10 protein-coding genes are annotated in these 13,175 nt (G+C 71.0%); all 10 read right to left on the bottom strand.

Annotated features, from left to right (window positions below; translation table 11 throughout):
• Positions 1-131 precede the first annotated feature (131 nt).
• Positions 132-1,847, bottom strand: a complete 1,716-nt coding sequence (locus tag ABZ780_RS27535) for a nucleoside-diphosphate sugar epimerase/dehydratase (protein ID WP_357487943.1) — start codon at positions 1,845-1,847, stop codon at positions 132-134.
• A 250-nt stretch (positions 1,848-2,097) separates the two neighbouring features.
• Positions 2,098-3,366: a glycosyltransferase family 4 protein gene (locus tag ABZ780_RS27530; RefSeq protein WP_357487942.1), complete on the bottom strand. Its 1,269-nt coding sequence runs from the start codon at positions 3,364-3,366 to the stop codon at positions 2,098-2,100.
• Complete coding sequence (locus ABZ780_RS27525) at positions 3,363-4,631, bottom strand: glycosyltransferase family 4 protein (RefSeq protein WP_357487941.1); 1,269 nt, start codon at positions 4,629-4,631, stop codon at positions 3,363-3,365. Before ABZ780_RS27525 ends, ABZ780_RS27530 begins: the two co-directional genes overlap by 4 nt.
• 14 nt (positions 4,632-4,645) lie before the next feature.
• The gene (locus ABZ780_RS27520) at positions 4,646-7,372 is read right to left on the bottom strand and encodes an O-antigen ligase family protein (protein WP_357487940.1); all 2,727 of its coding nucleotides are present in this window, start codon (positions 7,370-7,372) and stop codon (positions 4,646-4,648) included.
• A gap of 140 nt (positions 7,373-7,512) precedes the next feature.
• On the bottom strand, positions 7,513-8,736 hold the full coding sequence (locus tag ABZ780_RS27515; protein WP_357487939.1) for a glycosyltransferase family 4 protein: 1,224 nt from the start codon (positions 8,734-8,736) through the stop codon (positions 7,513-7,515).
• 72 nt (positions 8,737-8,808) lie between these two features.
• A complete protein-coding gene (locus ABZ780_RS27510; protein WP_357487938.1) occupies positions 8,809-9,453 on the bottom strand; it encodes an acetyltransferase in 645 nt (214 codons plus the stop codon).
• Positions 9,450-10,598 (bottom strand): aminotransferase class I/II-fold pyridoxal phosphate-dependent enzyme, encoded by a 1,149-nt coding sequence (locus ABZ780_RS27505; protein ID WP_357487937.1) that lies wholly within the window; start codon positions 10,596-10,598, stop codon positions 9,450-9,452. Before ABZ780_RS27505 ends, ABZ780_RS27510 begins: the two co-directional genes overlap by 4 nt.
• Positions 10,595-11,287: a sugar transferase gene (locus tag ABZ780_RS27500; RefSeq protein ID WP_357487936.1), complete on the bottom strand. Its 693-nt coding sequence runs from the start codon at positions 11,285-11,287 to the stop codon at positions 10,595-10,597. The genes ABZ780_RS27505 and ABZ780_RS27500 overlap by 4 nt, the downstream gene beginning before the upstream one ends.
• A gap of 444 nt (positions 11,288-11,731) precedes the next feature.
• Positions 11,732-12,151: a hypothetical protein gene (locus ABZ780_RS27495; RefSeq protein WP_357487935.1), complete on the bottom strand. Its 420-nt coding sequence runs from the start codon at positions 12,149-12,151 to the stop codon at positions 11,732-11,734.
• 23 nt (positions 12,152-12,174) lie between these two features.
• Positions 12,175-13,059: an aminoglycoside phosphotransferase family protein gene (locus tag ABZ780_RS27490; protein WP_357488023.1), complete on the bottom strand. Its 885-nt coding sequence runs from the start codon at positions 13,057-13,059 to the stop codon at positions 12,175-12,177.
• Positions 13,060-13,175 lie beyond the last annotated feature (116 nt).

Here is a 13,175-nt window from a genome sequence, read left to right as displayed (position 1 = left end):
TCAATCGGTCGATGGGAGCGCGGTTGCTGGCCGTGTCGGCGTCACCGCCCCACGTGACGGCCGGAGTGGCGCGTGCCCCGCAGGTGCGCCGAGGGTCTGCCCTGGGCGTCACCTGCGGGGTCGGCGTCGAGTCAGCGAGCGGTGGGTGCCGGGGCGATCGCCTTGACGGACTGCGCGACGACGCCGGTCGGCTGACCACACAGCCAGGCGAGGCGATCAATGATCTTTTCCGGGTCGTCGAACGGGTCCAGCGTGGTGATCTCGATCGGGTCGAGTGGGGGTACCGCTACGTGGGAGATGAGCGGGTGCAGCGGGCGAACGTCCTGCTCGCCGGTGCCGATGAGGTCTTCGTGGAGTTTCTCGCCCGGCCGGAGTCCGGTGTACACGATCTGCACCGGCCCGGGCGCCTGGCTCGCCAACTGGCGGGCGATGTCGTCGATCCGTACCGGCTCGCCCATGTCGAGGACGAGGGCTTCACCGTCTCGGCCGATCCCAGCGGCCTGGAGCACCAGGTGTACCGCCTCCTGGACGGTCATCAGGTAGCGCGTCACGTCCGGATGGGTAACCGTTATCGGCAGTCCAGCCTCGATCTGGGCTCGGAACGCCGTAACCACGGAGCCCCGGCTGGACAGGACGTTGCCGAACCGGACGCTGAGGAACGTGCCGCCGTATGTCGCGCCGGCGTTCGCGGTCAACCGTTCCGTGATCCGCTTGGAGTAGCCGAGCACGCTGACGGGATCAGCGGCCTTGTCGGTCGAGATGTTCACGAACCTCGCCACGTCGCGGCACGCGTCGAGCACCGACTGCGTGCCCCACACGTTCGTCTTGACCGCCTCGCCCGGGTGACGCTGCAGCAGCGTCAGGTGCTTCAGAGCGGCGGCGTGGAAGACGACATCGGGTCGGCGTTCCGCCATCACCCGCCGGATCCGTTCCTCGTCGCGGAGGTCGGCGAGAATCAACTCGGGACTGTCCAGCATCGCGCGACCCGACATCGACAGTTGGAGCGCGTGCAGGGCCGACTCGTCCCGGTCGAGCATCATCAGCTCACCCGGATCGGCACGCATGATCTGGCGGCACAGCTCGGAGCCGATCGACCCGCCCGCGCCGGTCACCAGAATGCGCCGCCCCCGCAGCTGCGACTCGGCGTCGCTGAGATCGCCGATCACCTGTCGTCGTCCGAGGAGGTCCGCCATATCCGGGTCGCGTACATCGTTCACGGTGATCCGGTGGTCGACCAGTTCCCGTACCGAAGGAAGGATCTTGAACGTTGCCCCGGTCTTCAGGGTGCTCTCGCGGACCTCATTGATCAGGTCGGAGTCGGCGTTGGCGGCCGAGAAGATCACCATTTTCGCGCCGGTGCGCCGGACGACGGCGTCGACGTCGAAGCGGGAGCCGAGTACGCGCACCCCGGCCAGGGACAGGTGGCGCTTCTGTGGGTCGTCGTCGAGCATGCCTACCGGCAGGAACTGACCGGCCGGATCGCTGAGCATGGCCCGCAGGAGCCCCTGCCCGGCCGACCCCGCACCAAAGAGCAGGACCGGCTCGGCGCGGCCGGCGTCCGGGCGCAGCGTCCGGTCGCTGCGGTTGCGGTATGCCAGTCGGGTGCCGAGCATGACGAGCAGCGCGATCGCCGCGCCGACGAGTGGCGTGCTGGCGGGTACCGGCCGGGACGCCATCGGCACGAGCGCGATCAGCACGAGCACACCGGTGGTCAGGGCCGTGCTGGCCAGCCCCTGCATCTCCTCCACGCTGCCCAGGGGGTGCCGACCGGAGTAGTTCCGGCGGACGGCGGCCACCACGACGTGCAGGGCCGCAGCGAGCACACCCATGCCGATCGCGCGGGCCATTTGGGGGCCGGTGAGCGAGAACTCGAAGCGTGCCCACGCGGCGATGGCGAAACCCGCGATCCAGGCGAGGGCATCCGCTGCGAGGAGGCCGCCGGTTAGCCGGAGACCGCGACGCGACCGACCAGGGCGTGCGGACTCGCTGGGGCTTGTCCCCGAAAGATCCATGTGGAAACTCCTGCTGCGATAGCGGCCCATCTGGGGGTGAACCCACCAAGATGGCTTGTCGACGTCGTATCGAAACTAACGCGCCTTATGACTCATTTTTGACGGTTTGCGGAGTTTGTCCCGTTGGCTCGGCCGTCTGCCGTGGCATCACCGCCCCCCGCAGCACGTCCTCGAACGACTCGAAGAGCAGGTCTCGGTCGAACTCGGTGGCCGCGACCACCCGGGCCGCGGCCCGCGCCGCAGCCGTCCTGCTCGGGTCGGTGACGAATGCGCCGACGAGCCCCGCCGCGCCGGCAGGATCTCCCGCCGGCAGCACGAGTCCGGCGCCGCTGCGCCGCAGAACGTCGGCGATCCACCCTTCGTGATTGACGGCGACAGGTCGGCCGGCGGCCCAGCCGTCAAAGACCTTGTTCGCCGAGTTGGCGTGCAATGCGGGCTCGTCCCGCACCGTCGAGACGGCGAGATCGCAAGCGCCGAAGAACGCCACGACCTCGGCCTTCGGCATCTGATCGAACATGAACAGGTTCCGGTCCAGGACGTCCGATGCGGCTGCCAGTGCGCGCACCCGCGCTGCTTCCGCGCCCTGCCCGACGATCGCCACCCGGACGTCGGGATGGTCGTTGCGCAGCGTCGCGGCCATCCGGACCAGGTAGCCCACGTCGTTGACGAAGCCGAGCGTGCCCGCGTACAGGATCAGAGGCCGATCGCCCAACCAGGGCGTGCGATCCCGCAGAGCCCGGCCGGCCGCGTCCGCGTCGGCGAACAGTTGACGGTCACAACCGTTCGGGACAACCGTCACCGCCGCCCCGGGGTGCCGCGCTCGAACGCCCGCCGCCATCCCCGGCGAGAGCGCGACGATATGAGCGGCGTTGCGGTAGGCCCACCCCTCCAGAGCTGTAGCCGCACGGCGGGTCAGCGGGGAGCGCAGGGCACCCAGCGCGATCGGTACGTCCGGCCAGAGATCGCGCACCTCCAGCACCATCGGTGACCGTCGGCGCCGCGCCGAGTAGACGGCGGGTAGCGCGATGGTCAGCGGGGTGCTGGTCGCGAAGACGACGTCCTGCTCCAGTGACGCCGCACGCGTGGCCGCCAACCGGGCGAACTGCCCGAAGGCCGAGAGTCGCTCCCGCATGGACATCGCGTTGCGGTAGGGAACGGCCGCCCAGTGCACCACCGCGCCCGCCTCGACAGTTGTTCGCCAGGTCTGTCTGGCGTCGGGCGATGACTCGGTATCGCTTGTCACCACCTGCACGTCGTGGCCGTTGCGCACCAGACGCCGGGCGAACTCGTAGGACCGGGTGCCTCCGGCCATGGCCGGGGTGCGGAAGTACTGATGCAGGTAGACGATCTTCACCGGGCCGCCCCGCCCCGACGCTGTCCGGGTCGGTCGACGGTCAGCCGCTGATAGCACTCCTGCACGGTCGAGACCTGACGTGACCAGGACTCCGACGTCTCGATGAAGCGCCGGTTCCGTTCCCGCAGAGGTGGCTCCAGCGGGCGGGCGGCCAGGAACTGCTCCGACAGCGCGGCCTCCAACGGCCCCGTGACGATGTCGGCCACCAGACCGTCCTCGACCATCTCGTGATAGGGCGGCAGGTCCGCCAGCAGGAGCCTGCAACCGGCGAGCGCCGCCTCCAGGACCGTGCAGCTGCGCTGGTCGAAGCGAGGGACCGAGATGCTCACGTCGCTCGCCCGCATCAGTCGGAAGGTGTCCTCCGGCGTCAGTGACCGGTCCAGGACCGTGATCCGTCCGGGCAGGCTCGCGGCGAGTTCCTGGGCTTGCGTGACACACCGTCGCTGCGCCTGAGCGGCGGCCGCCTCGGCGGGACGGTGCCCGGCCAGGACGACGAGGTGCAGATCGGGACGGGTGGTGGCCACCTGGGCGAACGCCCGCAGCACCTCGGAGGTGCGGTAGACGGGACCGGCCGTCCGGGCCGCGAAGAGCACTGTCGCTTCGACCGGGATGCCGAACTCCCGCCGCACCGACGCTGGCATCACCGTGTCCCGGAGCGCGAACAGCGTGTCGTCCACGCCCCACGAGACGGTGCGTACGCGGTCCACCGGTATGCGGTAGCGCTCGACGATCTCCGTGCGGACCGACCCCGCGGTGGGAAGGACGAGGTCGGAGCGGCGCAGGGCGGCGCGTGCCACCCATCGGCGGATCCTGGACCGGCGCGCGGACTGCAGGTCGACGCCCCAGGGCGTGACGACCCGGGCGGGTCGACGCGGCGCCAGCAGCGACAGCAGACCCGCCATCCCCACCGAGTGCACGTGCAGCACGTCCGGGCGAGCCTCGCGTACCTGCCGGCGCATCCACCAGCCGGCGGCGACGAGCTGCCACACCGCCCCCCACCGCCCGTACCGGGTCTGGCCGGTCCCGGGCGCGACGCGCAGGTCGACGCCGTCGATCGGCTCGGCACCGATCCAACTGGCGGCGATGACCGGATGACCGCGTTCAGCCAGCGCGACCGCCCACTTGCGGGCGTGCAGCGAGCTCGCGCCGCAGAGCATCAGCACGGACGGAAGCGCGGTCGCGGGGGTTCTGTCCGCGACGGCCTGCTGCCGAGGCGGCCGGTCGGCACTCTCGACCCTCGGTATGTCGGGACGCGTCGCGGCCATGTTCGTCTCCTTGGTCATATCAGGACCCGGTCGGCGGTGGTCCGGCTGCGGCCCGCGCCGTAGCCACGCGGGCCGGTTGCCCATGCCGGTCTGGTCTTCGCGGAGTGCCTCGGTCCGGCGGGGCGCGAGTCGGTCGCGTGGTTCGGCTCGACCGGCTGGCGGGCTGTGGCGACGGCCAGCAGGAGCACGAACGGGATGAGCACCGGGAGAGTGAGCAGCGGTTCGCCGAACAGGCTGCACCCCCCGATCGCGACCATGCCGAGCACTGCCGCTTCTGCGGTGGGTTCGCCGGCGCGTAGGCGTCGGCGGGTCTGACGGATCACGATCAACAGGAGTCCGCCCACCAGGAGGACACCGACGAGCCCGGTCTGCGTCAGCACCGTGAGGTAGGTGTTGTGGGCGTGGTTGAGGCTGTCGAGCTGGACGTCGACCGCGGCCACGGTGACCTCGGGCTGGAAGTACTCCGGTAGGTGGGCTCGGAAGTTCTGGAATCCCACACCGGCGAGCGGGTGGTCGGCGGCCATCCGCAGGGCGCTGCGCCACAGGTCGAGCCGTACGCTGCTGGAGCTGTCCAGCCGCCCGTCGACGGTGGTGTAGGCGATCCGCTCGGCCACCTTCTCGGGCACCAGTTGAACTCCGGTCACGCCGACGGTGAGCACGACGACCATGCCGGTGAGGGCCAGGGCCACCGCGCGTCGCCGCCGGATCACGAAGCAGAGCAGGAGCAGCGCTCCACCGATGTATGTCGAGCGGCTGTAGGACAGGACCACGCTGACGGTCACGGCGATGATCCCCGCGAGGGTCACCGCACGAGCGGCGCGCGAGGCGTCCGGCCGCAGCCTGGACAGCAGCACGGCGAGCGCCAGCAGCAGCATCGGCCCCCACGCGTTGTGGTTCAGGCTGCTCAGGGACTCGGCCAGGGCCGGATTCTCCTCGGCGAGCATCGGTGTCCCGATCAGGGCGAGAGCGGCATGGACCAGACCGACGACGGTGGCGGCGACCGCGAACACGAGCAGGACGCTCCGCGAGCGGGCCCGGGTGCTGTCGATCAGCGGTATGCAGGCCAGCGGTATGGCGATCGCGGCGACCGAGCGGAACGCCTGGTTGGGCTGGCCACCGACTGTCACACCGAGAGCGAGGAGACAGGTCAGGCCAGTGACGATGAGGACGGCGGCCGTGCTGCGCCGGGCCGGACGGCCGCGCAGTAACGTGCCGACGAGAGTGCAGAGGATCAGCGCCAGCAACGGCGTGGTGTCCGGTGCCAGGGCGATGGGCAGCTGCGATGCGGGCACCGCCAGCGCGATGCAGTAGAGGCCGAACCCGGGCAGCGTGATGATGAGTACGACCATGGCGAGGGCGGCCAGCCGGAGCAGAAGAGTGGTGTCCTGCACCGCCACCAGTCCCGCGGCCGCACCGGCGACGAGCACACCGCCCGCCCGGCCCCACGCCGGCAGCACGGACTCACGTTCCCGTCTCGGTGACCTCGCGTGCCGACCCCCGCGTTCGATCGTCATGTTCGTCGGACCGTTTCTCCGGCCCTTGACAGGCCGGTAACCGAGGAAGGCCCAGCCAACGACCAGGCCATAGAGGACGTATCCGGTCGACACTGCGAGACCCGCTCCGACCGTGCCGAAGCGTGGAATGAGGACGACCATGGCGAGCAGCCCGGCGACGGCGGCGCTGACGGCCGCCAGGGTCGGCGGGCCCGGGCGGTCGACGGCCGTCAGGTAGCTCTGCGCGGTACGGGCGACCGCGAGCACGATGAGGCCGGGCAGCATTGCCCACAGCACCGGTACGGCTTCGGCGAACTCCGGCCCGAACAACAGCGGAAAGGCCAGCGGCGCGACCGCGGCCAGCAACCCCGCACCGACGGCGGTGATGAGCAGTGTCCGCACGGACATCCGGCGAACCGTGTGCCAGTCGGCGCCGCCGTGCGCGATCGCTGGCACCAGGATGAGGCTGAGCGCCACCGGCAGCACCAGGAGCATCTCGGCGAACGGCACCGCCACCGAGTAGACGCCGACGGCACCCGCGCCAGCCATGAGATGGATGGCGGGGATCTGGCTGCGAACCATCGCGAACTGGGCCAGGTTGGGTGCGTAGACCCGGCGGGCGAACGACCGGTATGCCGCCGCGTCCTCGGGTGTGCCGGGCTCGCGACTCAACGGCAGCGCGCGGACCAGCAGCACCGCCCCGGTGCACACCTGGCCCAGGAGGTACGCGCCGAGGACCGTGTTGGTGTTCGCCCGACCGGTCGCCGTCAGGGCGACGAGCAGCAGGCCGTACACGAGCAGCCCACCGATGACGGTGAGGTTGTAGACCGATGCACGGCTACGGCCGATCTCGGCGGTGCCGAGCAGGGAGGAGAGCAGCACCACCGGGCCGAGGATCAGCGCGAGCGCGAAGGTGACCGGGTCGAGCCCAATTCGAACGACCGGCCCGACCACCACCGCCAGTGCCCCCCAGGCGGCTGCCACGCCGGCTCCCACCGTCCCGACGTGGCGCAGGCTCCACCACACCGTTCGCCGGTGTGCGACGACCGAACCGCCGGCGTAACGGAGGTTGGCCGTCTCCATTCCCAGGGTGAGGAGCGCTCCGAAGATCGAGGCGCAGGCGAGCACGACCGCCACCACGCCTCGGTCGTGCGGGCCGAGCACCCGGGCTGCCAGCACACCGGTCACCAGGCTGACCGCCAGGAGGACGATCCTGGTTCCGACAGACCCGGCGGCGGCGGCGGACACCGTGCTCTCCGAGACACGCGCCGGTCCGCCCGAGTCGGTGGTGGGTTGGCCGCGCTCGGCCAGGTCTCGACCACTGGATGCCGTGGGTCCGGCACGCACCCCGGGGCTGGTGCTCGGGTCGAGGGGCGGTGTCGCGGCCGTCACTGGGCTACTTCCGGCAGGCGACCAGCCCGCGGGAGTGGACGACCGTCGAGCGCCGCCCGGTAGATCGCCTCGACGTCGGCAACCGTCCGCTCGATGTCGAACAGGTGCAGGCAGCGGTCCCGCCCGAGCCGCCCCATGGCAGCCCGTTGCTGAGGGCTTTCCAACAGGTCGATGACGGCGTCGGCCAGCGCCTCCGGGTCCGCCGGAGGCACCAACAGGCCGCTCTCACCATGTTGGACGGTGTCGGGCAGACCGCCGACGTCGCTGGCTACCACGCCCCGCTCCATCAACAGCGCCTCGACGGTGGCGTACGACGCGGATTCCTCGAGCGACGGTGTGACAGCCACGTCGAGACCGGCGAGGACGCCCTGAACGTCGCTCCGGCGGCCGGTGAAGTGCACCCGGTCGGCCACGCCCAACCGGGCGGCGCGCTCCTCCAGATCGCGTCGGTAGCCCACATCACCGGTGAAGTCATCGCCCACGACGAAGAGGTGGGCTGCCGGCACCCGGCTCAACAGACGCGGGGCCGCGTCGATGAAAACCTCATGGCCCTTGAAACCGATGTCCTGGAACGCCTGGAGTCGGCTGCGGTACATGTGCGCGAGCATTCCGACGGTGGGAGTGTCGGCGGTCAGTCCGAACTCCGCGCGGAAGGGCTGTCCGCTGACGGTCGGGTCGAGCCGGTGGACGTCGCACCCGTAGTGGCTGACCGTCACCGCGCGAGCGCCCAGGCGTCGGTACTGGTCGGCGAACGCGTGGCACGACCCGATCAGGACGTCCACCCGGGGCAGGGTTGCGCGGTCGATGCGCTTGAACAGTGGGCTGCGCAGGTGGACGACGCCGGCGATCTGGTTGACCAGCAGCGGGCGGCGAACGACCAGGGTGGCCAACCGGCAGACGATGTTGGCCTTCACCAGGTGGCCATGCACCACATCGGGTCTGAAGCGTCTGATCAGGCGGATGAGACGCAGTTGGGCCGCCGCGACCCGAGGAAGCTGTTGCGGGCGCCAGCCCGACATCGGCACGATCTCGGTGCGTACTCCGGCTGCCCGAAGGCGGGCGGTGAGTGGGCCCTCACCTGGGACGACCGCGCACACGTCATGGCCCAGCCGGGCCAACCCCGTCACCTGGTCGTGGAACCAGTCACCGCCGACGGCTGTGCTGGTCACCTGGAGTACGCGCAGTGGCCGTTCGTTGGCGCCGCGGCGGTTTGTGCTCACGTCCTGCTCCTCGTGCCGGACCACGTGGGCGCGGCGTCGGTGTCGATCCCGTCTGGTCTCGGTCAGTGCTGGTCAGCGCGCCGGCACGCCCTTGACCACGGCAGCGGCGGGCACGTCTCTGGTGACGCAGGCGCCCGCGCCGACCGTGGCGTCGGGACCGATCCGCAGCCCCTGGAGCACTGCGGCGGTGGTGCCGATCAGCACTCCCTCGCCGAGTTGGCAGTCACCGGAGACGGCGGCGAGGGGGTTCACCGAGACGAAGTCGGCGAGTGCGCTGTCGTGGCCGACCGTGGCGTTCTGGTTGAGGTGCACGTGCCGGCCCATGGTCACGTTGGTGGTGACCCGGGCCCCCGCGAACGCCACGAACCCGGGGCCGTGTTCGGTGTCCGGCCCGATCGTCGCCGCCGGGTGGACGAGGCTGGTCGCTGGCGTTCCGTACCCGTCGACTCGCTGGGCCACCGCTCGTCGTGTCCGAGGGTCCCCGATACCGATGACGTGCTGGGTGTCCGCAGGGGCGTCGCGCAACCACGGCAGCCCGCCCAGGTAGGGCACGTCCAGCTGCTGCACCCGTTTGAGGTTCTCCTCGCTGGGTCGGTCATCGATGAAGCCGAGCAGCAGCCAGCGGGGTCGGCCCGGGTCGGAGTTCATGGCTCGGGCGATGCTCAGCGCCTCGCGGCCGTGGCCGCCACAGCCGACGATCACCAGTGGAATCGTCATGCTGCTCGCACCCCGGGGTGCCCGCCGAGGAACTCGTCGATCGCCTCGAACACCCGCCCGATCTGCTGCTCGGTCAGGGCGCTGCCACTGGGCAGGGTGAGCCCGTGGGTGAAGAGTCGGTCGGCGGACCCGGTGAGCAGGCTCTCGGCGTCGGCGAAGACGGGTTGACGGTGCATCGGGTTCCAGACGGGTCGTGTCTCGATGTCCCGGGTGCTCAGGTGTGCCCCGAGGTCGGCGGCCCGCCAGCCACACTGCTCCTCGTCGACCGTGATGACGGTGAGCCAGCAGTTCGAGTCGGCGTCGTCGAGGCCGACCAGTTCGGCCCCGGGCACCGCAGCGAACACCTTGGCGTACTGGTCGCGTAGCTGACGGCGTCGGGCGATCATGCCGTCCAGCCGGATCAACTGGGCCCGGCCGAGTGCGGCCAGGAGGTTGCTCAGCCGATAGTTGTAGCCGGTCTCGCGGTGCTCGTAGTGCGGCGTGGGCTCCCGCGCCTGCGTGGCGAGGTGGCGGGCCCGGGCGAGCAGCTCCGCGTCGTCGGAGACGAGCATCCCGCCACCGGAGGTGGTCATGATCTTGTTGCCGTTGAAGGAGAGTGCTCCGACCTGGCCGAAGGACCCGGCCGGGCGCCCTCGATGGTGCGCGCCGAGCGCCTCTGCGGCGTCCTCGACCAGGGGGATCCCGGCCTCGGCGCAGACCGGGACCAGTTGGGTGTAGTCGGCGCAGCTGCCGAACATGTCCACCGGCACGACAGCGCCGATCCGCTCTCCGCGGGACCTCAACCGTCGCACCAACTCGTCGACGAGCCCGACGTCCACGTTGCCGGTTCGCAGGTCACAGTCGACGAAGATCGGACGGGCTCCGGTGTAGCGGACCGCATTGGCGGTCGCGATGAAGGTGAGGGTGGGCACGATGACCACGTCGCCGGGGCCGACTCCGACACCGAGCAGGGCCAGGTGCAGGGCGGCCGTCCCGGAGTTGACGGCGACGGCCCCGTCGGTGCCCACCCGTTCGGCGACGTCGTGTTCGAACGCCTGGAGGTCGGGGCCGACCGGAGCCACCCACCCGGAGCGCAGGGCGGCCACCAGGTACGACTCCTCCAGCGGCCCGATGTCCGGCGGCGACAGGTACACCGTTCGACTCATCGGGCACCGCCCGAGCGCGTGGTCACGGCGTTGGAGTCGCTACGCGGCGGCGGCGACCAGTCTGGCGTTCCGAGGAACTCGGGCGCCGTGACGGATCCGGCTGCGGAGATGCCCTCGCGGCGCAGCACGGTCCGTACGGTCGCGGCGAGGATCGTCAGGTCGACCCACAGGTTGTGGCTGTCCACGTACCGCACGTCGAAGTCCAGCTTCTCCTCCCAGCTCAGGCTGTTGCGCCCGCGTACCTGGGCAAGGCCGGTGACGCCGGGGCGCACCTCGTGCCGTCGGGCCTGGTGGGGGGAGTAGCGGTCGAGGTACTCGGGCAGCAGCGGTCGCGGGCCGACCAGGCTCATGTCGCCGCGCAGCACGTTCCAGAGCGTGGGCAGCTCGTCCAGACTGGTGGCGCGCAGCCAGCGCCCGAGCGGGGTGAGCCGGTCGCGGTCTCCGAGCAGGCCAAGGCTCAGGTCGGGTGGCCGCATGGTGCGGAACTTGACCAGCTCGAAGGGTTGCCCGTGCAGGCCGGCACGACACTGGCGAAACAGCACCGGACGACCGAGACCCACCGCGACCAGAGCCGCCCCCACGATCAGTACTGGCGTGACCAGGATGAGGGCGACTGCTGCCACAACCACGTCGATGACGCGCTTGCCTCGCTCCCGGCTGCTCCGGGGCAGTGACAGCTCGGCGTCCATGAGACCACCAGGCACCGGCACGTTGTGACCTCCCACGCGATCTACCCAAAACCTACGCATTTGTAATATCAGTCACAGACAGCGTGGCGTCGCCGAATAGCGACAGTCGGTCCGCATTCCCCCGATCAACCCCGAAACCCCGCAGTCGGACACGGCCAGATCCGCGGAGTTGTGCACCTCAGGCGGCCAACCGTCCAAGCGGGTAGAGCCGCGAGGGCCGGTCGGGCGAGGGGAGAACTGGCCGGTCGGGCGAGGTTGACGGCGTACCGCGCCCGTTTCCGGCGAACTGGTCGCTTCAGGCCGGAATGACGTGTTCAGGCGTCTTGTCCGGTGGCTGTATCTCGCCCCCGGTGGCATCGGAGCCGACCGGGCGCGGACGTGACAGTGACCGCCGGCTACGAAGCGGGCGGCTCAGTGCTCCAACCGGTGGTCGAGCTGTGGGGCTTACTCGCCGAGGAGTCGGGCGAGCAGCGTGCGCAACGGGATCGATTCACCGTCGCGCCCGCCCGCGCCGACGACCAGCGGCGCTGGGCTGGGCTGCGGGTCGACGCCGAACAGCCGGGCCCGTAGGCCGCCCGGCACGGTCAGCAGGTGGAACCGGCCCGCCACGTCCACCGCCCGGGTCTCGGCCCGGTCGACGTACCAGCCGGTCAACCGGGTCCGGTAGCGTCCGCGACCGTCGTAGCCCCGGGCGAACAGCCGGGTGGTGGGCAGCCCGCGCCGGGTCGCCTCAGCCACGAACCAGGCCACCAGCTCCGCCGCCTGCGTCTGCTCGGCGGCTCGCCGCCGCGCCTCCGCGTCGGCGTGCGCCCGCACCGCGTGCTGCTGCCGCTCCCGCCACTCCCGGCCGTCGCCCTCACCCACGAGCCGACGGTACGCGATCCGACTCAGCGCAGGACCGCCCGCAGGGTGCGCCGGGCGATGTCGGCCATCACCGGGTTGGTCTCGACGTAGTAGTGCAGCGCGTTGATCGCCTGTAACAGGGCCCACCCGCGTCCACGTTCCCACGTCGCGTCGTCCACGCCGAGCGCCCGCCGGTACGTCTCCCGCGACCCGGCGTCGAGCAGGTTCCACGCCGGCATCAGGTCCACCGCCGGATCGCCCACGCCGACCGTGCCGAGGTCGATGACCGCGACCAGCCGCCCGTCGCGTACCAACAGGTTGCCGGGCATCAGGTCGGCGTGGATCCACACGTCGGCGGCATCGTGCCGGGGGGTGTCCCGGCAGCGTGCCCACACCTCGGCGAGCCGGGCGGTGTCCGCGAGGTCGCCGCTGACGGCGAGCGCCGACCGCACGTCGGCGTCCTGGTCGGCCAGCGGCCCGCCACGGCCGAACCCGGGCCAGCTCTGCCCGCCGGTGTCGACGCGGCGCAGCGCGGCCACCACGGCGGCGAGGTCGCGGGCGAAGGCGTCCGAGCCGCCGACCTGGTCGGCCTGCCCGGTCTCGCCAGCGATCCAGCCGTACGCCGTCCACGGCCCCGGGTACCCCTCGCCCGGTTCGCCCAGGCCGAGCGGCTCGGGCACCGCCACCGGCAGGTGCGCGGCGAGCAGCCGCGCGTGCTCCTGCTCCCGCCGCAGTTCGGCGCGCAGTTCGGGGTCGGCGGTCGGTAGCAGCGGAAACCGCAGCACGATCTCCGCACCGAGCCGGAACAGGGCGTTCACCGTGCCGGTCGAGGTGAGCGGACGGACCGGCAGCGCCCGCCACTGTGGAAACTGCTCGGCCACCAGCGCGGCGACCGCGTCCGCGCTCACCTCGACCTGGTCGGCGTGCATCTTCACCGCGAGATCATCACCCCGAACCCCGCCGCCCCGCGATCCGATTTCCCCCCGGGGAGACGTGGCGGCCGCGAATCTTGGACAGTTTCCGTCAGCACCTGACGGAAACTGTC

It is taken from the genome of Micromonospora sp. NPDC047467 (genome assembly GCF_040643095.1).
Taxonomy (GTDB): domain Bacteria; phylum Actinomycetota; class Actinomycetes; order Mycobacteriales; family Micromonosporaceae; genus Micromonospora.
Note: the sequence above shows the minus strand (reverse complement) of the source record. Positions and strands in the feature narration are given on the sequence as shown.